Origin of the sequence: Mesorhizobium sp. M0676, from assembly GCF_040320535.1 — a bacterium.
In the GTDB taxonomy this organism is placed as follows: Bacteria; Pseudomonadota; Alphaproteobacteria; order Rhizobiales; family Rhizobiaceae; genus Mesorhizobium.
The window spans coordinates 175,812-199,494 of the sequence record NZ_JAMYPU010000001.1; the positions used below are offsets into that span (position 1 = coordinate 175,812).

The 23,683-nt window shown below is 63.8% G+C and carries 23 protein-coding genes; 9 read left to right on the top strand and 14 right to left on the bottom strand.

Annotation, left to right across the window (positions count from 1 at the left end; all coding sequences use genetic code 11):
* The first annotated feature begins 268 nt into the window (after window positions 1–268).
* Window positions 269–817 (top strand): invasion associated locus B family protein, encoded by a 549-nt coding sequence (locus NKI35_RS00830; RefSeq protein ID WP_031196023.1) that lies wholly within the window; start codon window positions 269–271, stop codon window positions 815–817.
* A 55-nt stretch (window positions 818–872) separates the two neighbouring features.
* On the opposite strand, the gene NKI35_RS00835 is transcribed toward NKI35_RS00830, so the two are convergent.
* The 9 genes from NKI35_RS00835 to NKI35_RS00875 all read right to left on the bottom strand — a co-directional run bounded on the left by NKI35_RS00835 (window position 873) and on the right by NKI35_RS00875 (window position 8,814).
* The gene (locus NKI35_RS00835; protein ID WP_352738079.1) at window positions 873–2,381 is read right to left on the bottom strand and encodes an aldehyde dehydrogenase family protein; all 1,509 of its coding nucleotides are present in this window, start codon (window positions 2,379–2,381) and stop codon (window positions 873–875) included.
* Between the two features lie 20 nt (window positions 2,382–2,401).
* A complete protein-coding gene (locus tag NKI35_RS00840; protein ID WP_023737483.1) occupies window positions 2,402–2,746 on the bottom strand; it encodes a cupin domain-containing protein in 345 nt (114 codons plus the stop codon).
* A gap of 23 nt (window positions 2,747–2,769) precedes the next feature.
* A complete protein-coding gene (locus NKI35_RS00845; RefSeq protein WP_023672950.1) occupies window positions 2,770–3,111 on the bottom strand; it encodes a cupin domain-containing protein in 342 nt (113 codons plus the stop codon).
* Window positions 3,112–3,132: 21 nt separating this feature from the next.
* Entirely contained in the window at window positions 3,133–3,483 is a 351-nt protein-coding gene (locus NKI35_RS00850; RefSeq protein ID WP_023819646.1) for a cupin domain-containing protein, read from the bottom strand.
* On the bottom strand, window positions 3,480–4,754 hold the full coding sequence (locus NKI35_RS00855) for a nucleotide disphospho-sugar-binding domain-containing protein (protein WP_023819647.1): 1,275 nt from the start codon (window positions 4,752–4,754) through the stop codon (window positions 3,480–3,482). Before NKI35_RS00855 ends, NKI35_RS00850 begins: the two co-directional genes overlap by 4 nt.
* Window positions 4,755–4,764: 10 nt before the next feature.
* Window positions 4,765–5,838 (bottom strand): ABC transporter ATP-binding protein, encoded by a 1,074-nt coding sequence (locus NKI35_RS00860; protein WP_023819648.1) that lies wholly within the window; start codon window positions 5,836–5,838, stop codon window positions 4,765–4,767.
* Window positions 5,835–6,626, bottom strand: coding sequence for an ABC transporter permease (locus NKI35_RS00865; RefSeq protein ID WP_023819649.1), 792 nt, complete (start codon window positions 6,624–6,626; stop codon window positions 5,835–5,837). Before NKI35_RS00865 ends, NKI35_RS00860 begins: the two co-directional genes overlap by 4 nt.
* Before the next feature lie 186 nt (window positions 6,627–6,812).
* Window positions 6,813–7,655 carry an ABC transporter permease gene (locus NKI35_RS00870; protein ID WP_023819650.1) on the bottom strand — a complete coding sequence of 281 codons (843 nt, stop codon included), beginning with the start codon at window positions 7,653–7,655 and terminating at the stop codon, window positions 6,813–6,815.
* A gap of 94 nt (window positions 7,656–7,749) precedes the next feature.
* A complete protein-coding gene (locus NKI35_RS00875; protein WP_023701454.1) occupies window positions 7,750–8,814 on the bottom strand; it encodes a polyamine ABC transporter substrate-binding protein in 1,065 nt (354 codons plus the stop codon).
* A gap of 235 nt (window positions 8,815–9,049) precedes the next feature.
* On the opposite strand from NKI35_RS00875, the gene NKI35_RS00880 reads away from it, so the two are divergent.
* The 5 genes from NKI35_RS00880 to ggt are packed head-to-tail and all read left to right on the top strand — an operon-like array spanning window position 9,050 to window position 15,597.
* Window positions 9,050–9,988 carry a GntR family transcriptional regulator gene (locus tag NKI35_RS00880; protein ID WP_023685712.1) on the top strand — a complete coding sequence of 313 codons (939 nt, stop codon included), beginning with the start codon at window positions 9,050–9,052 and terminating at the stop codon, window positions 9,986–9,988.
* Between the two features lie 10 nt (window positions 9,989–9,998).
* Window positions 9,999–11,282, top strand: a complete 1,284-nt coding sequence (locus NKI35_RS00885; protein WP_023819651.1) for a nucleotide disphospho-sugar-binding domain-containing protein — start codon at window positions 9,999–10,001, stop codon at window positions 11,280–11,282.
* 6 nt (window positions 11,283–11,288) lie between these two features.
* Complete coding sequence (locus NKI35_RS00890; protein ID WP_023819652.1) at window positions 11,289–12,671, top strand: glutamine synthetase family protein; 1,383 nt, start codon at window positions 11,289–11,291, stop codon at window positions 12,669–12,671.
* Between the two features lie 2 nt (window positions 12,672–12,673).
* On the top strand, window positions 12,674–13,975 hold the full coding sequence (locus NKI35_RS00895; protein WP_031193832.1) for an NAD(P)/FAD-dependent oxidoreductase: 1,302 nt from the start codon (window positions 12,674–12,676) through the stop codon (window positions 13,973–13,975).
* Window positions 13,976–14,010: 35 nt separating this feature from the next.
* Window positions 14,011–15,597, top strand: a complete 1,587-nt coding sequence (gene ggt / locus NKI35_RS00900; protein WP_023819654.1) for a gamma-glutamyltransferase — start codon at window positions 14,011–14,013, stop codon at window positions 15,595–15,597.
* Between the two features lie 22 nt (window positions 15,598–15,619).
* Here ggt and NKI35_RS00905 read toward each other — a convergent pair whose 3' ends face one another.
* The 5 genes from NKI35_RS00905 to NKI35_RS00925 all read right to left on the bottom strand — a co-directional run bounded on the left by NKI35_RS00905 (window position 15,620) and on the right by NKI35_RS00925 (window position 20,002).
* A complete protein-coding gene (locus NKI35_RS00905) occupies window positions 15,620–15,784 on the bottom strand; it encodes a hypothetical protein (protein WP_023726413.1) in 165 nt (54 codons plus the stop codon).
* Window positions 15,781–16,836: an ABC transporter ATP-binding protein gene (locus NKI35_RS00910; RefSeq protein WP_023819655.1), complete on the bottom strand. Its 1,056-nt coding sequence runs from the start codon at window positions 16,834–16,836 to the stop codon at window positions 15,781–15,783. The genes NKI35_RS00905 and NKI35_RS00910 overlap by 4 nt, the downstream gene beginning before the upstream one ends.
* Window positions 16,837–16,847: 11 nt before the next feature.
* Entirely contained in the window at window positions 16,848–17,681 is an 834-nt protein-coding gene (locus NKI35_RS00915) for a carbohydrate ABC transporter permease (protein ID WP_352738085.1), read from the bottom strand.
* Window positions 17,682–17,691: 10 nt separating this feature from the next.
* Window positions 17,692–18,621: a carbohydrate ABC transporter permease gene (locus tag NKI35_RS00920; protein WP_352666178.1), complete on the bottom strand. Its 930-nt coding sequence runs from the start codon at window positions 18,619–18,621 to the stop codon at window positions 17,692–17,694.
* A 67-nt stretch (window positions 18,622–18,688) separates the two neighbouring features.
* Entirely contained in the window at window positions 18,689–20,002 is a 1,314-nt protein-coding gene (locus NKI35_RS00925) for an ABC transporter substrate-binding protein (RefSeq protein WP_198025808.1), read from the bottom strand.
* A gap of 237 nt (window positions 20,003–20,239) precedes the next feature.
* On the opposite strand from NKI35_RS00925, the gene NKI35_RS00930 reads away from it, so the two are divergent.
* Genes NKI35_RS00930 through NKI35_RS00940 form a run of 3 tightly spaced genes read left to right on the top strand, consistent with a single transcriptional unit; the run spans window position 20,240 to window position 23,681 of the window.
* Complete coding sequence (locus NKI35_RS00930; protein ID WP_352738087.1) at window positions 20,240–20,917, top strand: beta/alpha barrel domain-containing protein; 678 nt, start codon at window positions 20,240–20,242, stop codon at window positions 20,915–20,917.
* Entirely contained in the window at window positions 20,917–22,374 is a 1,458-nt protein-coding gene (locus NKI35_RS00935) for a xylulokinase (protein WP_352738089.1), read from the top strand. The genes NKI35_RS00930 and NKI35_RS00935 overlap by 1 nt, the downstream gene beginning before the upstream one ends.
* Before the next feature lie 14 nt (window positions 22,375–22,388).
* Entirely contained in the window at window positions 22,389–23,681 is a 1,293-nt protein-coding gene (locus NKI35_RS00940) for an iron-containing alcohol dehydrogenase (RefSeq protein WP_352738091.1), read from the top strand.
* The last annotated feature ends 2 nt before the right edge of the window (window positions 23,682–23,683 follow it).

Consider the following 23,683-nt stretch of genomic DNA (forward strand, 5'->3'; position numbering starts at 1 on the left):
TCGCCATGTCATTGATCTGCCGAGTTTTCTCGGTCGTCTCCATCCCTTGCGAACCCCGACGAGTACACGCTCCGTCGCTAATACTATCCGAATCCCAGTGTATAGCGAGCATGATTGTTTGCTTTACACGTACAAGATTTCAAAGTTGCTTATTGTGACAATTCAGCAACAGTAATTTAGCCCGAGCTCATGTACCGTATTGGCTTCCCCGCCAGGCTCGGCTGTTGTATCAACGCGCTCGGCGAAACCCTGACACGACGAGGATCGGGTGGCTTCATTGCTGAGAACCGTTTGTGGCCGGGCCGCCTGGGTCGGCGCGCTATGGCTGGTCGTGACGGCAGGGTCGGCGCTTGCCGAAGAGCCGAAGTCAACCACATCTGCCGAGACCAAGCCTGCAGAAGGCAATCCGTGGGCGCTAAACTGCGCCAGCGGATCGGCCGGCATCGAGCTTCAATGCCAGGTCTCCCAAAACCTTACCGAGGCCAAGACGGGGCAGCGCGTTCTTACCGTTACGGTTCGCCGCGACAACGGCAATGGCAACCTCGCCATGCTGCTGGCCTTGCCGCACGGGCTGTTCCTGCCTTCCGGCGCCTCGTACCAGATCGACCAGGGGCAGAAGACGACCATTGCCATCCAGACCAGCGACCAGAACGGCGCCTATGCCGCGACCCCTTTGTCGGCGGACCTCGTCAAGGCGATGAAATCGGGAACCAACCTGAACATCGGCATGGAGTCGGTGACGCGCAAGCCGGTGACCATTCCGGTCTCGCTTGCCGGATTCACTGCCGCGATCGACAAGCTTCAAGCGTTGAAATAGCCGGCCTATCTCGGCAGATGCGTAAGCATCAGCTTACGTTTTGGACTGGCCGGACTCACACGTGCTTGCGGCCGCCTGTCTCGCGGAACCAGCTGTCGGGGTAAGGATACCACCAGTCCTGGATCGCCGGTCTGTGGTCGATGATGACCATCTTGGAGCGTCGGAAGGCGTCGAGTCCCTGGCGTCCCAGCTCGCGGCCAAGGCCTGATGCCTTCCAGCCGCCGAAGGGCAAGGCGTCATTGTCGATCAGCGGGTTGTTGACCCAGACCATGCCGGCCTCGAGCCGCTCGGCCGCCTCATGCGCCTCGGCGAGGTCGGTGGTGAACACCGAGGCGCCGAGGCCGAACGGGCTGTCATTGGCAAGCCGGATCGCCTCGTCGAAATCCTTGACGCGGCAGATCGCGGCGACCGGTCCGAAACACTCTTCGCGCACGATCGCCATATCGGGGGTGACGCCGGTCAGGATCGTTGGCTCGTAGAACCAGCCAGTGTTGTGCGCCGGCGGAATGCGCCCGCCGGCAACGGCTATAGCGCCGTTGCTGATAGCATCATCGACCAGCCGCATCACTTTCGCCCGGGCGGCTTCGCTGACCAGCGGGCCGATCTCGGTCTTGTCCATGCCATTGCCGATGCGCAGCGCCCGCGTCTTCTCGGCGAACAGCTCGACGAAGCGATCGTGAACCGAGTCGACGACAAAGAAGCGTTCGGCCGAGGTGCAGACCTGGCCGGTCAGGTGGAAGGCGGCGGTGACGCTGCCGGCAGCCGCCACGTCGAGCGGCGCGTGCTCGCTGATGATCAGCGGATCGCTGCCGCCGGCTTCGATGACGCAAGGCTTCATGCGCTCGGCGCAGGCGACTGCCACGGCTTTGCCGGCGGCGACCGAGCCGGTGAAGGCGACAGCGTGGATGCGTTCGGAGGCGATCAGCGCCTGCGCGGTGGCGGCCGTGCCAGGCAGGCAGGCGACCAGCCCTTCCGGCAGTGAACGGAACACCGTCATGTAGTCCAGCGTCGACAGCGTCGTCGCTTCGGCCGGCTTGATGACGCAGCCGTTGCCGGCGGCAAGCGAGGCCGCGACGGTCCAGCACATCAGCAGGATCGGGAAGTTGTAAGGCATGATGTGCACGGAGACGCCATACGGCTCGTAGCGCGCATACTGGAACGACCCGGCCTGCGTCGTACCGGCGATCTTGCCGGCGTCGTCGCGCGCCATCTCGGCATAGTAGCGGAAGATCGGCGCGCAATTGGCGATCTCGCCGATCGCTTCGGGATAGGGCTTGCCCATCTCGCGCACCATCAGCTCGGCGCAGCGCGTGAAGTCCGCCGCCTCGATGGCGTTGGCGACCGCATGCAGATGCTTTGCCCGGCTCTTGGCATCGAGCTGCTTCCAGGCGGCTTGTGCCGTGGTTGCGGCACACAGCACCGCATCGACCTCACCGTCCGTTGCGGCGGAGATCGAGCCGACGGTCTCCAGCGTCGCCGGATCGATCACCGGTTTTGCCGTGCCGGTCATCGGCCGGTAGTCCGGATTGACGAAGAAAGCCGGCCGTTCAGCGGAGAATTGCATGGTCGTCCTTTCAGGTCCGCTCAGCGGATCATGTAGACCTTCTTGATGGTCTCATGGACGGTGCAGACGCCTTTCCAATTCTGAGGAAAGAACGCCGCCGTGTCCGGCTCGATCTGGATGACCTCGCCCGATTCGTGCACATAGGTGCAGCGGCCCTCGAGGAAGTGGCAGAACTCGTCGCGGGTGACATGGCAGTGCCATTTGCCGGGGGTGCAGACCCACAGGCCGCATTCCGAACGGCCCTCCGGCCCCTTGTAGAGCAGCTTGCCCGAGGTGTGGGACTCGCCCTCGATCATGGTTGGGATGACGCCCCAGTCGACGAGGTCGGTGATGGCAAGCGGGGATTGCATGATGGGCGTGGTCATGGCGATTTCCTTGAAAAAAGTGCTCAGCGGCACATGAAGGCCTTGGTCAGTGTTTGCGTGATGGTGGAGGTGCCGGCCCAGCCAGCGGGGAAGAACACCAGCATGCCGGCCTCGACCGGGATCTCTTCGCCATTCTCGCGGACATAGGTCCCGCGGCCCGACAGGAAATGGCAGAACTCGTCGGCGGCAAAGGTGACCTTGCGGCTGCCCGGCGTGCACGACCACAGGCCGCATTCGCTCGATCCGTCCGGGTTTTGCGAGAGGATCCTGCCCGAGGCGCGCGGCGAGCCGGCAAGCGTGTTGCTGCCCCCGCCCCAGTCCTCCAGTTTCACGGTCGAGGCCTTTGGCCAGTGCGGTGTCGGCATATTGCGAAGCTCCGTTGCTGTTCAGGCCAGCATGTAGACGTTGCGCATGGTCTCATGCACGGTGCATTCGCCTGTCCAGCCGGCAGGGAACATGACCACGGTCCCGGCTGCGACTTCTACCACCTCCCCGGCATCCGACCGGTAGCTCGCGCGGCCGGCGACGAAATGGCACAATTCGTCGCGCGGAATCGAGAGCCGCCAGCGGCCGGGCGTGCAGACCCAGATGCCGGATTCCGGCTGGTTGTTGGGTCCTTTGTGGACAAGCCTGCCGGTCGAGTGCGACGCGCCGTCCAGCGCGTCGGACTGGGCGCCCCAGTCGACGAGGTCGGTGCGGGTGGAGGCTTGGTAGAGATGCGGGGCGGAGGAGTTCACAGCAGCGCCTCCAGCAGCCCGGCTGCCTTCTCAGGCCCGTTCTGGGCCTGCATCTGCGCCGAGGTCTTCGCCAGCCTGATCTTCATCTTGGGGTCAGTCAGGCAGGCTTCGATCCTGCTGATCAGCTGGGCGTCGCTCCAGTCGTAGCGCGGCATGCCGAAGCCGTGGCCGGTTTCCTGGACGCGGGTGGCGTTGTCGTGGCCGTCCCAGACATAGGGCATGATGATGGCCGGCTTGCCGAAATAGAGGCACTCTGTGAACGAGTTGTTGCCGCCATGGTGGATTGCGGCATCGGCCTGCGGGATAACTGAAGGCTGCGGAAACCAGCTCTCGACGATGACGTTGTCCGGCACATCCGTGTACTGGTCCTTGTAGCCGCCGACATTGACCAGCGCGCGGTAACGGGTCTTGCCCAGTGTTGCGATTATGCGCTTCAACAAATCGACATCGCCGGCGCCGAGGCTGCCGAAGGAGACATAGAGCAGCGGCCCGTCATTGTTCTCGGGGAAGGTCGGCACGGTATAGGGCTTTTCCTGCCGCACGCAGCCTTCCAGATACTGGAACTTTGCCGGGTCGAGCGGATGGCGGCGCTTGAACTTTGCCGCTTCGGGATAGAGCAGCAGATTGAGATAGGGCGAGGCCTCGAAGAATTGGCCGACTGGGTAGGGCGCTTCATTGTTTGCGGTGAGGAAGGCGTTGAAGTCGTCGTGGATGGGCTTGATCACCGCATTGAAATGATCGCGATAGCGCTGGTGGCCGACATGGTCGTTCTCGCCGCAACCGGAGAGATGCGGCGGGATGTCCTCATCCTCGATCTCGTTTTCCGAGCAGGAGATGACGCGCACCCAAGGCTTGCCGAACTGTTTGATGGCCGGAAACAGGATGACATTGTCGACGCAAATGACATCAGGCTTGATGCCGGCCAGGACTCGCGGCAAATCCTTCTGCGCCCATTTGGCGCTGTCGACGATCGCGGTCCAGCAATCCTTCACGTAATTGTCGACCTGATCGTAGGGCGATTTGCGGAAGTTCGGGATGTGGCTGTTGATGAAGTCTTCCCAGAATTTCGCCATCTGCTCGGGCGGCATCGGCTCCGACAGGTTCACCGGATGCGCTTCGAAGCCGTAACCCTTGTAGACATCGACAAAGCCGGGGTCGGACAGGAACACTGCCTTATGGCCGAGCGCCTCGACGGCTTGCGCGATGCCGACCGAATTGAGCGCCGGGCCGTAGGCCGCTTCGGGAAAAAACGCGATCGTCTTCTGCGCCATAAGGCTTCTCCTATTCCTGAAAAATTCTGACATCGGCGGCGTCCCAGCCGAGTTCGACCTGATCGCCCGACGAGACCGGCCGGCGGTCGGCGGCATCGGCGGTGACGCGCACCAGAAATGGTTTTGGCGACAGAGGCGTGCGGATATGCAGTTGCAGGTCCAGCCCGTGATAGGCCAGCGCCTCGACCATGCCGGCGGTGCGGTTGGCGGTCTCGGGTGACGGGAACAGCCGGATGCGTTCGGGTCGCACCGAGGCCACGGCGGAAGCGCCGGGTGAAAGCGCGGCGGGAACCTTGCCGGCAATGCGCGCGCCGTTCGCGGCGATCACGCCATCCGCAGACACCTTGCCCGGTACGAAATTCATCACGCCGATGAAGTCGGCGACGAAACGGTCGGCGGGATGCTCGTAGATCGCATGCGGCGCGTCGCATTGCAGCAACTGGCCGTCCTTGAGCACCGCCATGCGGTCGGCCATGACGAGTGACTCTTCCTGGTCGTGGGTGACGATGACGAAGGTGATGCCGACTTCGTGCTGCAGGCGCTTCAGCTCCAGCTGCATGGCGCCGCGCAGTTTCTTGTCGAGCGCGCCGAGCGGTTCGTCGAGCAGCAGCAACCGAGGCCGTTTGACCAGCGCGCGGGCGAGCGCGACGCGCTGCTTCTGGCCACCCGACAATTGCTCAGGCTTACGGTCGGCGAAGGGGACAAGCTCGGTGGTGGCCAGAATGGCGTCGACGCGGGAACGGATTTCAGCTTTCGGCAAGCGCTCCATCTCCAGCCCGTAGGAGACATTGGCGCGCACGCTCATATGCGGGAACAGCGCGTAGGACTGGAACATCAGATTGACCGGCCGCTTGTTGGGCGGGGTCCAGGCGATGTCCTTGCCATCGAGCAGTATGCGGCCGTCGGTTGGCGTCTCGAAGCCGGCCAGCATGCGCAGCAGCGTGGTCTTGCCGCAACCGGAGGGTCCAAGCAGCGCGAAGAACTCGTTTTCGCGGATGTCGAGCGAGATGCCGTCGACCGCGGTGACCCGGCCGAACTTCTTCGACACTTTATCAATAGCCAGCAGCGTGCGCGGTTGGCTCATTGGCCGATGATCCCACGGTTGAGCCGCTGCGACAGGGTCAGCGCGGTAATGGAGACCGCCATGACGATGGTCGCCAGCGCGTTGATCTCCGGCGTGATGCCGAAGCGGATCATGGCGTAGATCTGCATCGGCAGCGTCGTCGAGGCGCGGCCGGCACCGGCGGTGAAGAAGGCGATGATGAACTCGTCGACCGAGAGCGTGAAGGCAAGCAGAGCGCCGGCAATCACTGCCGGCGCGATGACCGGCAATGTCACACGCCGGAAGGTGGTCAGAGCCGAGGCGCCGAGGTCGGCGGAGGCCTCGACGATCGACCAGTCGAAGCTCTTCAGCCTTGCGCGCACCACCGAGCAGACGAAGGCGAGGTTGAAGACGACATGGGCGAGGATGATGGTGTGCAGGCCCATGGTCAGGTTTAGCATGGAGAAGAACGACAGCAGAGCGATCGCCAGGACGATGTCGGGGATGATCATCGGTGCGAAGATCAGCGCCTCGAGACCTTTGCCGTATTGCCGGCGCATCTCGATGCCGATGGCCAGCAGCGTGCCGAGCAGCGTGGCGATGGCCGTGGAGACCAACGCCACGATCAGCGTGTTGAGCGCAGCGGAAAGGATGGCGGAATTGCCGGCCAGCGAGGCATACCATTTCAGCGAAAAGCCCGACCATGCCGTCGGCAATCCGCCTTCGTTGAAGGACAGCGCCACCAGCACGGCGATCGGGATGTAGAGGAAGGCGAAGACGAGGGTGAGGATCGTCCGCATGCCGAGCGTACGGGTGAATGAATGGGTCATCGCCGGCCTCCGACAATTGGAAGGCAAGCGAACGACCAGAGTCCTTCTCCCTGTTCACGGGTAGAAGATACCGGCAGGCAGATGAGGGGCAGCGCTGAGCGTCGCAAAGGTTGACGCCGCCCCTCATCCGCCCCTTCGGGGCACCTTCTCCCGGTGAACGGGGAGAAGGCAAGGATTGCGCAGCGCTCAGCCATCGGCGTCACCCTTTGCCTCAGCCGCACGCCCCGCGGCGCGGTCGGCGGCGAGCGCCTGCGCCATCAGCACCAGAAGCATGATGGCGATCAGCGCCATCGCCAATGCCGCGCCAAACGGCCAGTCATTGGCGGTCAGGAACTGGTCGTAGACGAGGTTGCCGATCATCTGGAAGCGGCCGCCGCCAAGCAGCGCCGGGGTGACGAAATTGCCAATCGACAGCACGAAGACGAAGACGGCGCCCGCAGCGATGCCGGGCACGGTCAGCGGCAGGATGACACGTCGGAAGGTGGTGGCGGCCGAAGCGCCGAGATCGCGCGATGCTTCGGCCAGTTCCGGGTTGAGGCGCGACAGCGGCGCGTAGCAGGCGAGGATGACGAAGGGCAGATAGTTGTAGACGAGGCCTGCGATGACCGAGCCTTCGGTATAGAGCATCGAGGGCGGTTCGCCGGTGTAGCCGAACCAGCGCAAGAGCTGGGTGATCAGCCCTTCGCGGTTCAGCAGCACGATCCAGGCATAGGTGCGGATCAGGTAGTTGGACCAGAACGGCAGCACGGCGAAAAACAGGAACACCGGCTGCCACCGGCGTGGTGCGGCGGCAATTGCATAGGCCGCGGCATAGCCGATCACGACTGCGATGAGCGTCGCGGTACCGGCGATACGTGCTGAGTTGAGGAAGATGCTGGCATAGAGTGGGTCGAAGACCAGCCAGAAATTCCCCAGCGTGAAGGTGTAGTCGATGCCGCCATAGATGCCGCGCCGGAAGAAGGCGAGCGCCAGCACCAGCGCGCATGGGATAACCATCAGCGCGGTCAGCCAGACCAGCGCCGGGGCCATCAGCAGAGAGGAACGAAGTCGGGTCTGGGACAATTTCTCGGGTACCGCTCAGGGCCGGCGGCAGAAGTGCTGCCGGCCGTGAAGTCTGCGCCGCTTACTGCGCGGCCTTGATCTCGCTGACGATCTTGGAATAGTCGCGCTGGGCTTCGCCGACGTCACGCAACTGCTCGAACTTGACGAGATCGGCCACCGGCATCGCCATGTTGGGGAATTTGGCCAGGAAGTCGGCCGGCAGGCTTTCCATCGCCGGCTTGTTCGGCACCTTGTAGTCGATGTTCTGCGCCGCCCAGGCGTGGTTCTTGGCGTCGAGCATGAAGTTGATGAACTTGAAGGCGTCGTCCTTGTGCTCGGACGCCTTCATCACCACCATCGTGTCGACCCACAGGTCCGAACCTTCTTTAGGGACGACGTATTTGATCTCCGGCTTGTCGGCGATGCCGTAATTGCACCAGCCGTCCCAGGCCTGCACCATCAGCGCCTCGCCGGAAACCAGCTTGGAATAGAAGGTGGTGTCGTCATAGGCGAGCAGGGTCTTCTTGGCGGAGATCAAGAGGTCCTTGACCTCGGCCATCTTGGCCGGGTCGGTCTCATTGACCGAATAGCCCTTGTCGAGCTGCCCGGCGGCCAGCAGCCAGCGATCGGTCGCCAGCATGGTGGTCTTGCCTTTCATCTCGTCGGAAGGGGCGAGCAGGTCGCTCCAGCTCGTGGGCGCCGTCTTGACAAGGTCAGAGCGGTAGCAGAGGCCCGTCGTGCCCCAGGTGTAAGGCACGGAGAAAGCGTTGCCGACATCGTGCGGCAGCTTGGTCGCTTCGGGATAGAGGTTGGCGAGGTTGGGGATCTTGGCATGGTCGATCGGCTCGGTCAGGCCAAGCTTGTTTAATACTTCGGCGAAGGGCGAGGAGACGAAGACCACGTCATAGCCCTTGCCGCCGGCGGCAATCAGCTTGCCCATGATCTCTTCATTGGTGGCGTGCACCACCACTTCGCCGGCAACGCCGGTGGCGGTCTTGAAAGCGGCCATGGCGTCGGGTGCCATGTACCCATCCCAGTTCGAAATAACGAGGTCGGCTGCGGCAGCCGGCACCGAGAGCGTCAGGGCGAGACCGAGAGCGATTGAGGATGTATTGAGCGCACGGCGCCGCAGGCTGGTAGCGGTCATGGCAGTCTCCCATTCGGTTTGATCGTCGAAATCATTTGCCGGACCAAGGCCGGCGACGCGCGCGCCTGCCTCGATCCTGTTCCCTCGGTCTTTTCTCGCCGATTGTGCCGACAGTACTATTGCAGAAAAAAGTACGTCAATCCATAATCTGTCAACCGACGGAGGAATTTGGCCGATTGTCCCTGTTCCGGCGATCAGCCAGACCAATGCGCCACATTCGCATTCGAGAAAAGTCATGCAAGCCGTAGCCAGGCGACCTCGCACCAACCATCTCGATCTGGCGCAGCGCATCCTGGATGTGGCGCGGCAGCGTGGCTTCGAGCCTGGCGCCCGCCTGCCCGAACAGCAGATCGCCTCGCTGTGCAATGTCTCGCGCACGCCCGTACGCGCCGCACTCGGCCTGCTCGCGGAACGGGGCGTGGTGCGCTGGGAGGCCGACAGCGGTTATCATCTGACGGTCGACCTCGCCGCCCAGCCCGCCATTGCCGCCGAACTACCCAGTGCGGAGGAAGACGAGCTCGCCGAAGCCATCCTGCGCGACCGCTCGGCGCGACGGTTGGACCAGACGGTGACCATCGCGGGGCTGATGCGACGCTACGACGCTGATCGCAAGACGGTACTAAAAGCACTTAACAAACTGACCGACGAGAATCTTCTGGATCGTGCGCCTGGGCAATCCTGGTTGTTTCGCCGCGCGCCGGACGATCCGGAGGCGCAAGGCGAAAGCTACGAGTTCCGCCTGGTGCTGGAGCCGGCGGCCATCCTGACGCCAGGCTTTCGGCTGGACGGGGCGCGGGCAGCAATGTTGCGGCAAGGCATGGAAGCGCTTGCAGCGCTGCCGGACGAGACATTCGACACGCGCGAGTTCCAGCGGCTGGACATGGATTTTCATGGCATGATCGCCGAGGGCTGCGCCAACCGTTTTGTGTCGGATGCATTGGCCGATCATCTCCGCCTGCGCCGGCTGCCGGGCATCTATTCCGGCGTCAACGTGTTTCGGCTGCGGCAATCGTTGCGCGAACACTCGGGCATACTCGACTATCTTGAAAGCCGGCAGTATGAGGTGGCTGCCGATCTGCTTCGCATCCACCTGCGGCTCTCCCGCAGCCAGCGACCGCAAGCAGCCAGCCGCGGAGCTCCCGCACTGTTCGGCATGATCAGCCGGCCGGATTGAAGAGGAATAATTGACGCGTAAAGCCAGCCCGACCATCGCGCTGTTTCCCGAAGCCAGTTTCGGCGCCGCGTTGAATTGCGTCGGTATCGCACAGGCATTGCGCGCACGGGGCGCTCGCCCCGTCTTCATCTGCCATGCCGGCTTCTCCGGCGTCTTTACCGACTATGGCTTCCAGGAATACCATCTGCCGACAGATGAGCCGCTGAGCGACAGCGACCGCCAGAGCTATTGGCAGGCCTTCGTGCGCCGGCACCTGCCGCATTTCCGGCTGAGCCCGATCGACCAGCTCGAGACCTATGTCGCGCCGACCTGGCAAGCGATCGTCGACACCGCCGTCAACGCCGAGGCGCCGCTGCGCCAATTGCTGGCGCGGCTGAAGCCGGACGCGGTGGTGCTCGACAACGTCATCATGTTCCCGGCGATCGCCGGCGCCGGCTGCCCGTGGGTGCGCGTCGTCTCCTGTGCCGAGACGGAACTGCCGGATGCCGAGGTGCCGCCCTATCTCTCGGGGATGGGTGCCGACGACCCGCAACGTGCGGCGTTCGAAGCGCGCTATCTCGCGGCCTCCGCACCCGCGCATGAGCGCTTCAACCGTTTTCGTGCGGATGCCGGCCTGGCGCCGTTGCCCAAGGGCCTGTTCCTCGAGACATCACCCGACCTCAATCTGCTGCTGACGCCAGCGATCGTACGGCGTGAGCGGGCCGAGCCGCTCGACCCCAAACGCTTTGTCTATCTCGAAGGCTGCGTGCGTTCGGAAGGGCCATTCGAGGTGCCGGTGTTTCCGCGCAATGGCGGCCCGCTGGTCTATGTCAGCTTCGGCAGCCTCGGCGCGATGGATGTCGGGCTGATCGAGCGCATGCTCGCCGTCTTCGACAGGCTGCCGGCGCGCTTCATCGTCAATGCCGGCGGCCTGCGCGACGCCTATCGCGCGGTGCCGGACAATGTCTATCTCGACGCCTGGTTTCCGCAGCCTTCGGTGGTGGCGAAGTCGGACCTGTTCATCCACCATGGCGGCAACAACAGCTTTTGCGAGGCGCTGCGCTTCGGCGTGCCGTCGCTGATCATGCCCTATTGCTGGGACGGTCACGACAATGCGCAACGCGCGGGAGAGACAGGTGTCGGCGACCATATCGGCCGCGACGCCTGGACCGAAGGGGGATTGGAGAGAGCCATTCTCGGCCTGCTGGCCGACGATGCGATGCGCGCCCGCCTCAGGGACAATGCTGCCAAGATGGCGCTGACCCCTGGAACGGATGTGGCCGCGCAAGCCATACTCTCTCTCATAGGTACGTGAACCAAAATGCAGGACAAAAATACCAACACCGCTCTCTTCACCGGCAACGATCCCAAGGCCTGGCTCGCCCAGCACGGCATCACGGAGGTCGAGTGCCTGGTGCCCGACATGAATGGCGTGCTGCGCGGCAAGGCGCTGCCGACGGTGAAATTCCTCAAGGCGCTGGAAGACCGCGCGCTCTATCTGCCGAGCAGCGCTTTCCTGGTCAGCATCGATGGCCGCTACTCCGGTTCGATCGACGAAGGCTTTGCCTATCAAGACCCGGATATGCGCATGGTGCCTGATATGTCGACGCTGTGCCTGGCGCCGGGCGGTGGCGCTGGCAAAGCCTATGTCTTCGCCGACGCCTTCCACATGGAAGGCAAGCCCTGGATGGCCTCGCCACGACATGTGCTGCGCGCCGTGCTCGATCTCTACCGGAAGCGCGGTTGGCGCGCGGTGGTGGCGCCGGAAGTCGAATTCTATCTGACCGCGCCCAATCCGAATCCCGACCAGCCGCTGACGGCACCGGTTGGCGCCAATGGCCGCGCCGAGGGCTCGCAGCATCCCTATGACATGGTGGCGCTGGAAGAATTCGAGCCGGTGATAAGGCGCGTCTATGATTATGCCGCAGCCGCCGGCCTGCCGCTCGACACGCTGATCCATGAATCGGGCACCGGGCAGCTGGAGATCAATCTGCTGCACGGCGACGCGGTGCCACTCGCCGACCAGGTGCTGCTGTTCAAGCGGCTGACGCGCCAGGCAGCGCAGCAGAGCGGCATGCACGCCACCTTCATGGCCAAGCCGATCGCCGCGCAGGCCGGCAGCTCGATGCATCTGCACATGTCTGTCGTCGATGAAACGACAGGCGCCGCGCTGTTTGCCGACAGAGATGATGCAGACACCGAAATGTTCGGCCATTTCATCGGCGGCCTGCAGAAATATGTGCCCGAGATCATGCCGCTATTCGCACCCAACGTGAACTCGTTCCGCCGTATCCGTCCAAACCACAGCGCGCCGGCCAACATCGAATGGTCGCACGACAACCGCTCCTGCGGCCTGCGCGTGCCGGCCGGTGGCCGCGCCGCCCGGCGGGTAGAGAACCGCTTGCCGGGTGCGGATTGCAATCCCTATCTGGCGATCGCCGGTTCGCTGCTTGCCGGCTATCTCGGCGTCGAGCAGAAGCTGGCGCGCTCGGCTGAGGCCTCGGGCAATGCCTACAGGATCAAAAGCACGCTGCCGAAAACGATGGAGGAGGCGCTTGATCGTTTCACTGCTTGCGAGCCGGTGCGGGTATTGCTCGGCGAGGATTTTTTCCAGACCTATCTGCGCGTCAAGAGCGTCGAACTCGACCTGTTCCAGAGCGTGGTGACGAGCTGGGAACGCGACCATTTGCTGCTGAAGGTGTGATCATGGCCTCCGGCTCAACGGGTTTCAATTCGAGCCTCGATATCGGCAATTCCTATTATGTCGCCACCGCCAATCCGGCGCCGGACCATCCGGCGCTGGTGGGAGATGTCGGCGCCGATCTGGTGGTGGTCGGTGGCGGCTGCACCGGCCTGTCGGCCGCCCTTCATGCCGCCGAGCGCGGCCTGAAGGTGGTGCTGCTCGAAGGCGGCAAGGTCGGCTGGGGCGCGTCGGGCCGCAATGGCGGCCAGATGATCCCCGGCCTGCGCAAAGGCGCCAAGGGGCTGGTCAAGCTCTACGGCCCCGAGCGGGCGAAGGCGCTGTTCCACCTCGCCTTCGAGGCGCGGGGCCTGGTGCTCGACATCATCGAGCGCCACACCATCGACTGCGATCTGCGGCTGACCGGCCATCTCGTCGGTGCCGTTAATGGCTCCGACCTCAGGGATCTCGAAGACGAGGCCAAATGCCTCGAGAGCGTGATGAAGTTCCGCGACGTCGAGATCCTGTCGGCGGCGCAGGCACGCGGCAAGGTGGACACGCCCTATCATGGCGCGATGTATGAGCCGCTCGGCGGCCATATGCATCCGCTGAACTACACGCTTGGCCTTGCCCATGCCGCCGTGGCGGCCGGTGTCGTCATCCACGAAAATTCCGTCGCGGTGAAGCTGGAGCGCGAGCCTTCGATCCGGGTCTCGACGGCGCAGGGGTCGGTAAGGGCCAAACATGTCGTGCTGGCCGGCGACGCGCTGCTGCATGGGCTGGAGCCGCGCGTCAACAGCCGCATCATGCCGGTAGGCAACTATATCGTCGCCACCGAGCCGCTGGAGGGCAAGCGCAATGTGATCCCGGCCAATGTGGCGGTGTCTGATACACGCTTCGTCGTCAACTACTACCGCATGTCGGCGGACGGTCGGCTGCTATTCGGCGGCGGCGAGCGCTACACGCCATCGCCGCCGGCCGACATCGCCGGTTTCGTGCGGCCGCACATGGAGGCCACCTTCCCGCAACTGAAGGGCTGCCGCATCGATCATGCCTGGGGCGGTCTGGTGTCGGTGACCACGTCGCGGCTGCCGCATGTCGGGCACTATGGCGAGGTCTATTTCGCGCATGGCTATTCCGGCAAGGGCGTCATCCTGTCAACGCTGTCGGGCAAGCTCTTGGCCGAAGCGATTATGGGCGACGCCTCGCGGCTGGACCTGTTCTCGACGCTGACGCCGATGCCGTTCCCGGGCGGTACGGCGCTGCGGGGCTTGCTCTATGTGCTGGGGATGTTGTGGTACGCCATGCGCGACCGCATCAAGCATTGAGGTTACTACCGGCGGGTGGATCATCAGAGGATTGCATGCGTGATTTTCAACTCACCGGACGCTCGCCGGTTCGCGCGACAGAAGCGATGGCGGCGACATCGCATCCGTTGGCGACGCTGGCGGCTATCGACACGCTGCGCTCTGGCGGCAACGCCATGGATGCCGCCGTCTGTGCGGCGGCAGTGCAAGGGGTGGTCGAGCCGCAATCGACCGGCATCGGCGGCGACTGTTTTGTGCTCTACAGTCCCAAAGGCGAGGGCGAGGTGCTGGCCTTCAACGGCTCGGGGCGGTCGCCTGCTGCTGCAAATGCCGATTGGTATCTGGAGCGGGGCCATAGCGAACTGCCTGCGGCCGGACCGCATGCCGTCACCATACCAGGCGCCATCGATGCATGGTGCCGGCTACTCAAGGACCACGGAAAAAAGGGCATCGACGCCGCGCTGGCGCCAGCCATTCGCTATGCCGAACAAGGCTATGTCGTTCATGATCGCGTCGCCTTCGACTGGGCCGACGAGGTCGCCCTGCTCTCAGCCGATGAACATGCCGCGCGCATATTCCTGCCCGAGGGAAGGGCGCCGCAAGCCGGCGATGTGCATCGGCAGCCGCACTTGGCGGACACCTTGCGCATCATCGCCAACCGAGGCCGTGCAGGGTTTTATGAAGGTGAAGTCGCGGACGATCTGGTGGAACGTCTTCGCGCGCTGGGCGGGCTGCATGCATTGGAGGATTTCGCCGAGACCCAAGGCGACTACGTCACGTCGGTGAATACGTCCTATCGCGGCTACGATATCCATCAGATGCCACCGAACAATCAGGGCATGACGGCGCTGATCATGCTGAATGTGCTTTCGGGCTTCAGCCTTGGTTCGTTGGAGCCGAACAGTGCCCAGCGGCTGCATCTCGAGATCGAAGCCGGCCGGCTTGCCTACCAGGACCGCGATACTTTCATCGGCGACCAGGATTTCGTCCAGGTCCCCGTCGAACAACTGCTGTCGGCAGCTTATGCGGAGCGGCTGCGCGCCGCCATCGATCCGGCTCTCGCCATGACGCATCTGCCGCGGCTTGAGCTGCCGCGCAGCGACACCGTCTATATCTCCGTGGTCGACCGCGACCGCAATGCAGTCAGCTTCATCAACTCGACCTTCGGTTCCTTCGGCAGCGGCGTCGTCGGTCCCAAGACAGGCGTCGTGCTGCAGAATCGCGGCAGCAGTTTTCGCCTCACGGAAGGCCATCCAAATCGTATCGCGCCGCGAAAGCGACCGATGCACACCATCATGCCTGGCATGGCGACGCGAGGGGGTAAGGTGGTGATGCCGTTCGGGGTGATGGGCGGCGGCTACCAGCCGTTCGGCCATGTCCATCTGTTGACCAACATGATCGATTTCGGGATGGACCCGCAGCAGGCACTGGATGCGCCACGGGTGTTCTACAAGGACAATGCCGTGCTGGCCGAGCGCGGGATTCCGGCTGAGGCGATCGCCGGCCTGCGTCAGCGCGGCCATCAGGTTTCGATCGCCGAGGAGCCGCATGGCGGCGGCCAGCTGGTGCTGATCGATTGGGAAAAGGGCACGCTCACCGGTGCCTCCGATCCGCGCAAGGACGGTTGTGCGCTGGGCTACTGATCTGCGTTACTGGAATGCGCATTCAGAACCAGATCAGCCAGACAAGCTGCAGGATTACCAGTGCAATGGCGTCCCAGAAGATGAGTTCCCCCATCGAGAACCAGCGCCGCGACCGGTTGAAGCTGTAGAACAGCCGCCAGACAAGTGCCGCGGCGGCGAGCGGCACCAAAGCGAGTAGCGAGCTCACGGCAGCCGCGCTCCCGAAACCGCATCGAACGTGTGCAGCGCCGCCGGCGGAAAGTGTAGATAAAGCGGCTGGCCGGGATCGAAAGCGCGATCGTCATTCACAGTCCTGACGATCAGCGCGTTGGCCTCGCTCTTGGCGAAGATCAGGACGTCCGGCTCGACCGGTTCGACGACGTCGACGGCAAACTGGATGGCATCGCTTGCGGAGGCGTCGACCAGCTGGATCTGTTCCGGGCGAATGCCGAGCACGATCGGGCCGTCAGGCTTTCCCGGCAGCGGGCAAGTGAAACCGCTGGCGTGGAAGACGCCGGCGCGGACATCGCCATCGAACGTGTTCATCGCTGGACGGCCGATGAATTCGGCGATGAAGCGATTGGCAGGCCGCCGATAAATCTCGCGCGGGTCGTCGTACTGGATCAGTGCGCCTTCGCGCAACACCGCGACCCTGGTCGCCAGCGTCATCGCCTCTTCCTGGTCGTGGGTGACGAAGACGAAGGTCTTTTTCAGCTCACGATGCAGACGCTTCAGCTCGGTGCGCATGTGGAGCCGCAACAAGGCGTCGAGATTGGACAGCGGCTCATCCATCAGACAGAGGCTAGGTTGCCAGACCAGGGCGCGGGCCACAGCCACGCGCTGCGCCTGGCCGCCCGACAATTGCGAAGGGCGGCGGTCTAGGTAACGGGTGATCTCAAGCAGCTCGGCCATGGCGCGGACGCAGCGGTCGAGCGCGGCGGCCGGCATTTTTCGGATGCGCAAGGGATAGGCGATGTTCTCGTAGACGCTCTTATGGCTGTAGAGCGCATAGTTCTGGAACACCATGCCCATGCCGCGCAGGCGCGGCGGCAGGTCGGTGACATCGCGACCCTCGACCATGATGCGCCCGGCGGTCGGCCGCTCCAGCCCGGCGAGCAGCCGGCAGGCTGTCGTCTTGCCCGAGCCGGAGGGCCCGAGCAGCACGAGGAATTCACCGGGCTCGAAAGCAAGGTCGAGCGCCTGCAGCGCCACCGTCCCATCGGGGAAAGCCTTGGTGACGCCGTCGAAAACAATTGCCATGCGAGATCCCTTCAACCCTTGACCGCGCCGAAGGTGAGGCCGCGGACGAGCTGTTTCTGGACAAGGAAAGTGAAAAGCACGATCGGCAGCGTCGCCACGATGGCGACCGCCGCGACTTGGCCCCATAGCGTGCCATGCGGCGTCACCAGCCCCGGTATGCCGACGGTCAGCGGCCGCCCGTCGAAAGCGACGAGGATGAAGGCGTAGAGGAACTCGTTCCATGACAGGATGAAGCAGAGCACGGCCGTCGCGCCGCAGCCGGGCGCGGCCCGCGGCGCGACGACGAAGAAGAAGGCGCCGAGCCGCGAGCGGCCGTCCATCATCGCGGCTTCGTCGATCTCCCTGGGGATTTCGGCGAAGAAGCCGCGCATCATCCAGACGACCAGCGACAGGTTGAAGGAGGTGTGGGCGATCACCACGGCGTAGATGGTGTCGATCAGGCCCAGCGAGGTGAAGAACAGGAACAGCGGCACGGCGATCGAGATCGGCGGCGCCATGCGCGTGGTCAGGAAGAAGAAGAACAGGTCTTCCTTGCCTGGAAAATCCGAGCGGGCAAAGCCGTAGGCGGCCGGCGCGCCGATGACGATGCAGAGCACCGTCGACGAGACCGAGATCAGCACCGAATTGATCGCCAGCGGCCAGTATTCCTTGTCGATGAAGACCGCCGGATAGTTGGAGAACGTCGGCGTAAAAACCCATTTCGGCACCGAGGACAACAGGTCGACGCGGTTCTTGAACGAGGCCAGCACCATCCAGACGTAGGGCGTCAAGGCCACCACGACAGCGACCAGCAGCACGGCCCAGGCAAAGCTGCTCCAGGCGCGGTTGGTGGATTGATCGATCATCGCAGCGCCCTCAAAACGACGCCGCCTGCTTGCGGCTCGACCAATAGACGGCCTTGTAAAAGACGGAGCACAGGATCAGCACGACGAGATAGATCATGAAGGCGACCGCGGCGCCGTAGCCGAGATCCCAGTTGCGGAAGTTGACGCGGTAGGCGTAGATCGACACCAGTTCGGTCAGCGTTCCCGGACCGCCGCCGGTCATCAGGAAAACCTTGTCGAACTCCTTGAAGGCATCGATGCCGCGCAGCAATAGCACCAGCGCGATGACGGGCCGCAGCAGCGGCAGCATGACATCGCAAAAGATCTGAAACGGTTTGGCGCCATCCATCATCGCCGCCTCGAACGGCGCGCGCGGCAGGCTCATCATCCCGGCGAGCATGATCAGGGTGACGAAAGGCGTCCACTGCCAGACATCGATGGCGACGATGGTCGGAAACACCAGGTCGGGTGCCGAAAGCACCGCCGAATTCTGCGCCAGCAGGCCGACCTTGCGCATGTAGAAGGTGAGCATGCCGAAATCGCCCTGCAACAGCAGCCGCCAGATCAGCCCGACGGCGACCGGCGCGATCATCATCGGGATGAGCAGCAGTGTGGTGAGAAGCCGCTGGCTGGCGACGAAGCGGAAGATCAGGAAGGCCAGCGCAAAGCCGAGCAGGAACTCAAGGCCGACGGCGATGACGACGAATTTCAGCGTCAACAGGAACGATGCCCAGAAGAATGGGTCGTTGCGCATCAGCTTGCGGAAATTGTCGAAACCGACGAAGGCGCCGGCATGGCTGGCGTCGGCGAAGCTGAGGTCGGTCAGCGCGGTGTAGACCATGTAGTAGAACGGGCCGACCAGGAAGACGACGACGAGCAGGGTCGCCGGCAGCATCAAGAGCGGCCCCACCCCACGGTCGAGAAGCGGCATTCCGCGCGGCGATGGAGTGCGGTTCGTCACGGGCGTTTCCTGCGGACAAGAACGGCTACCCGCTTGTGCGGGTAGCCTCTGCGCGACATCTCAAGGCCTATCGTGCCGGATAGGTCATGGGTGCGCAAGAACCGAGCAGTGTCGAGATGTCAGTGGCGGCGGTGTCAAGGGCGGCCTGCGCCTCCTTTTCGCCGGCGAGGTAGGATGACAGTTCGCGCACTAGTATGTCGGTCATCTCGGCCGATTGCGGCAGCGTCGCCTTCGGCACCGCATGCTCGTTGGCCTCCATCGAAGCCTTGGCATAGGGCAGCTTCTGCACCTCGGCGGAGGCATAGACATCCGGCCGACCTGAAGCGCCGCCATTGAGATGCTGTTCGAGCTGGCGGTCATAGCCCATCATCCACTGGACGAAGAGGAAGGCGGCCTGCTGGTTCTTCGAATAGACCGGGATCAGATAGGTCCAGCCCTCGACCTGGCCGATCTTCCCGCCGTCGCCTTGCGGCACGAGATCGAAGCCAACCTTGCCGACCACGGTGGAGGCCGTGGTGTCGACCGACACGGCATAGGTTGCGTCGTTCCACATGATCAGCTCGGCGACCTTGGCTTGCTGCATCAGCGCCATGACATCATCCCAGAAATAGTTGAGGCTGTCCGGCGGCGAGAATTGCAGCAGGCTCTTGTAATATTCGAGCGAGGCGACGGCCTTGGGGCTGTTGACGATGACCGGGCCGCAGGCCGAGCCGCTCTTCACTTCGAGCACGTCGCCGCCGAAGGAATAAAGGAAATTGAGCCACTCATACCACAGTGCCTCATGGCGCTTGCCCTGCAGGGCGGTGCCGTAAAAACCCTGGTCGGGGCGATAGAACCATTCGGCGATATCGCGGTATTGCTTCCAGTCCTTGGCGGGAGCGAGGTCGTAGCCATACTTGGCCTTGAAGCCTGCCTGCTCCTTGGGATCGGCGAGCAGGTCCGAGCGATACCACATGAACATGTTGAGCACTGTGAAGGGGAAGCCGTACTCCTTGCCGTCATACCAGGAGATTTCGTGCCAGGCGGTCTGGTAGAGCTGCTTCTCCGGCTCGAAGCTCGGATCGCGCAAAGCCGGGTCGGCCATCATCTTGGCGATTTCGACCAGATGGTTGTTGGTGGCGAACTTGCCGAGTTCGCGATGCGGCTGGATGATGACGTCGTAGCGGCCGCGGTGCGAGTTGAGATCGAGCTGCACCTTGTTGACGGCTTCCGAGTGCTCGTACATCTCGACTTCGACATGGATGCCGGTCTGTTTTTCAAACTCCGGCGCCATCTTCTTCAGCGCTTCGAGCGGCGGCAGCGCCTCGCCGACCATGCGGATGGTCTGGCCGCTATAGGGTTTCGACGCCTCTTTCAGATCCCACGCGGCCGCTTGTGTCACTTGCCACGTCAGGGGCCACACAAATACGACTGCGACGAGCAGTCTGGACGCGGTACGTCTCAGCGGCTTGAGCATTCTTCCCTCTCCCTAGAAGTCGTGCCTGGCGGGCCGGCGCCCGTTTTGTCATAAAATGTGTGGTACTGCAAATCAAAATGTGGCACCTTGCAACAAATGGTTGGGAGGTGTTAACAGACCGGCAGCAAACCGGCTTTCCCGACCAGGCGAGGGACCTTTCGGATGGACTTCATCTTCATGCTGACGCGCAACGATCGCACGGTCGAGGACTGTCTCGACCTGGTCGATTTGATTGAGCCGGTCGGCCTGAAGCATGTCGGCTTCAAGGATATTGGCGTCGCGCCGGATGTGCTGCGCAAGCTCGCTGTCGCCATTGGCCGGACAGGCGCCACCACTTACATGGAAGTTGTCTCGACGACGGCTGAGGCCTGCCTTAATTCCGCGCGCATCGCCAGGGATCTCGGCATCCAGCGCCTGCTCGGTGGTACCCAGGTCGACGAGATCATGGCGTTGCTGGAGGGGAGCGGCACCGAATACTACCCTTTTCCCGGGCGGCCGGTCGGCCATCCGACCAAGCTCGGCGGTTCGGCCGAGGATGTCGAGGCCGACTGCCGGGCCTTCGCCGAGAAGGGTTGTGCGGGATGCGACATCCTCGCCTTTCGCGCCACCGAGGCCGACCCGGCCGAACTGGTGCGCGCAGCCCGGCGCGGGCTTGGTCCGTCGCGGCATCTGATCGTCGCCGGCGCTGTGGCATCAGCCGATCGGATCAAGGCAATCAAGCTGGCCGGCGCCAACGCTTTTACCATTGGCACAGCGGTTTTCGATGGCTCCTATTCGCCGACGAAAGGTTCTATCCTCTCGCAACTGCGGGATGTCCTCGCGGATTGCGAGCGTGTCTAATGCCAGTCATCGGCATCGATCTCGGCACACAAAGCCTGAAGGCGATCGTTGTCGATGACGAATTGCGGCTGCGTGGCGAGGCCGCTGTGTTGTACCAGCCGGCCTTCCCGGCGCGCGGCTGGGCCGAACAGAACCCGGCGCTGTGGCTGGCGGCGCTCAAGCCGGCCATTGCCGGCGCGCTCGACAAGGCTGGGCTTGCGCCGTCCGACATCAAGGGTATTGCCATTGCCGGCCAGGTCGACGGCTGCGTCGCGGTCGATCGCAATGGTGAGGCGCTGGCTCCGTGCATCATCTGGATGGACCGGCGGGCGGCAGGAGAGATCGCCGGCATCGACCCGGACTTCATCCGTGAGCGCACCGGTCTCGTTCTGGACGCCACCCATATGGCGGCGAAAATCCGCTGGGCCGCGCGCAACCTGCCCGAAGCGCGCCGAGTGGCGCTCTGGCATCAACCGGTATCGTTCGTGGTCGCAGCGTTGTGCGGTCGTGCCGTCATCGATCACGCGCTGGCCTCGACGACCATGCTCTATGGGCTGAAGGAGCACAATTATGCCGGCGATCTGCTGGCGGCCTTCGACATCGATGCAGATAAATTGCCCGGCATCGACGATGCATCTGAGATCGCCGGCGCCTTGACCCACGCCGGCGCCGAGCTCACCGGTCTTCCTGTGGGCACGCCGCTGGCGGTCGGCACCGGCGATGATTTTTCGGCCGCCATAGGCGCCGGGGTCGTCGTGCCCGGTGTCGTCGCCTGCAATCTCGGCACGGCCGAAGTGGTCGGCGCGGTGTCCGGCACGCTTCGCCTCGACCCCGGCGGCCTGGTCGAGACCCATGGCTTTCTCGGCGACGGCTATTTCATCTCCAATCCCGGATGGCTCTCGGGCGGCGCGGTGACGTGGTTTCTAACAACCTTCGGCGTCGATTCGCCGGCGGCGATGTCGGAACTGGCGGCGACGGTGGTTGCCGGCAGCGACGATTTGCTGTTCCTGCCCGCGTTGTCCGGTGCCATGGCGCCGCGCTGGATCGCCGAAGCGCGTGCCGCTTTCTACGGCCTGACATCCTTCCACGGCAAAGCGGCCTGCGCTCGCGCAGTGCTGGAAGGCTGCGCCTTCGCCATGCGCGACGTTGTCGACCGGCTGGACGAGCTCGGCATAACAACCGGGCGCATCCGGCTCTCAGGCGGTGGCGCGCGCAGCCAGGTATGGGGGCAAATCCGGGCCGATGTCAGCGGCAGGCCGGTCGAGATCGCGGGTGCGGCCGATGCCTCGCCGATCGGTGCGGCAATCCTTGCCGCCGCGGCCGTCGGCCTTACCTCCTCAGTGCAGCAGGCGGCTGAAAGGCTGGCCGGCCACGTCGAGACGATCGACCCTGATCCTTCCGCCAAGGCCGCCTACGACAGAAGTTACCGCCGGTATCGCACCTTGTTCGATGCCCTGACCCCGCTTCATGCTGACTGACCGGACTGCATCCTATGTCCAGACAAATGCTCGATCGCCTTATTGCCGGCACGCTGCCTGACCCGGACAGCCAGGGAATGCTGTCGGTGCCGCTGAAGACCATCGTCATAGGGCGCGGTCTCGGCGACGAGGCCGATGCGCTGGTCAAGCCGCTGCCGCTCGGCCGCAAGCTCGCCGTGGTCATGGATCCCGACACAAGGCTGGCGCTGGGTGAGAGGGTGTCGATCGCACTGCGTGGCAGCAGCGATGTCGACAAGATCATCCTGCCGCGCCATCCGCATCCGGACATGGACGCGGTGCGATCGGTGATCGCACGCACGAAAGACGCCAGCGGCCTGGTCGCGGTCGGATCTGGCTCGATCAACGACATCACCAAATATGCTGCCCATCTGACCCAAAAGCCCTATGCGGTGTTCGGCACCGCGCCGTCGATGAACGGCTACACCTCGGTGTCTGCGGCAATCACAGAGGACGGCCTGAAGAAATCGCTGACGGCGAGCCTGCCGGTCGGTGTCTTCCTCGATCTCGATGTCATGGCGCGAGCGCCGCACCGGCTGATCGCTGCCGGCTTCGGCGATTCGATGGCGCGGCCGACCGCGCAGACCGATTGGCTGATGGCGCATCTGTTGCTCGGCACGCCCTACCGGGAGGCGCCGTTCATGCTTCTGGCCGAGGACGAGGAGGCGCTTATCGCCAAAGCCGGCGAACTCGGGACCGGCGACCTTGAGGCGATGGAAGTGCTGGTGCGCACGCTGGTCATGTCGGGCCTTGGCATGACTTTGTGCGGCGGCTCCTATCCGGCCAGTCAGGGCGAACATCTCATCGCCCACTATATCGACATGCGGGGCCAGGGATTGCCCGAGGCGCATCACGGCGAGCACATAGCGGTGACGACGTTGACGATGGCGCGGCTGCAGGAACGCGTGCTGGCGCTGCGGGAGCTGCAGCTCGCGCCGTCCGCCGATACGCCAGACCGCTTCATCGAAATCTTCGGCGAAACGCTCGGACGTTCCTGCTGGGCGGCATTCAAGCCCAAGCTGCTGGACCGCGAACGGGCGGACGCTGTCAACACCATGCTGGCCAGGCAGTGGCGCTCGCATCGCGAAAGGCTGCTGCGGGTGGCGCGCCCGGCGCGCGAGATCGCGGCAGCACTGCGTGCCGCCGGCGCCCCAACCACGCCGCAGGAGGTCGCCATACCGGCTGGCTTCTACGACGAGGCGGTCGCCAATGCGCGGCTGATCCGCGACAGGTTCACCATGCTCGACGTCGCTGCTGCCTCGCTCGAAACGGTTGCGGCGGGAGCCTGAGC